The sequence below is a fragment of the Christiangramia aestuarii genome (assembly GCF_009735585.1).
Classification (GTDB): domain Bacteria; phylum Bacteroidota; class Bacteroidia; order Flavobacteriales; family Flavobacteriaceae; genus Christiangramia; species Christiangramia aestuarii.
In genome coordinates this window covers 1-459 of sequence record NZ_VJVW01000076.1, presented here as the reverse complement: position 1 = coordinate 459, position 459 = coordinate 1, and the positions used below count along the sequence as shown (strand labels likewise).

Annotated in this window: 1 protein-coding gene; it reads left to right on the top strand. The window is 65.8% G+C overall.

Annotated features, from left to right (window positions below; translation table 11 throughout):
* The coding region (gene trxA, locus FLP08_RS16980; protein WP_156278103.1) for a thioredoxin at window positions 1-459 on the top strand (459 nt) is incomplete at both ends.

The following is a 459-nucleotide window of genomic DNA, read 5'->3' as shown; positions in this document are numbered from 1 at the left end:
ATGAGCGATACGCCCTACATCTTCGACGTCACCGGCGCCAACTTCGAGCAGCTGGTCATCGAGAACTCGTTCCACAAGCCGGTCCTGGTGGACTTCTGGGCCGACTGGTGCGCCCCGTGCAAGGCGCTGATGCCGCTGCTGGCGCAGATCGCCGAGTCCTACCAGGGCGAATTGCTGCTGGCCAAGGTCAACTGCGACGTCGAGCAGGACATCGTGATGCGCTTCGGCATCCGCAGCCTGCCGACCGTGGTCCTGTTCAAGGATGGCCAGCCGGTCGACGGTTTCGCCGGCGCCCAGCCCGAATCGCAGATCCGCGCCCTGCTGGAACCCCATGTGAAAGCACCGGCGCTGCCCGACGAAGACCCGCTGGAAGTGGCCCAGGCGCTGTTCGCCGAAGGCCGCATCGGCGACGCCGAAGCGACCCTGAAAGCCCTGCTGGCGGAGAACAACGACAACCCC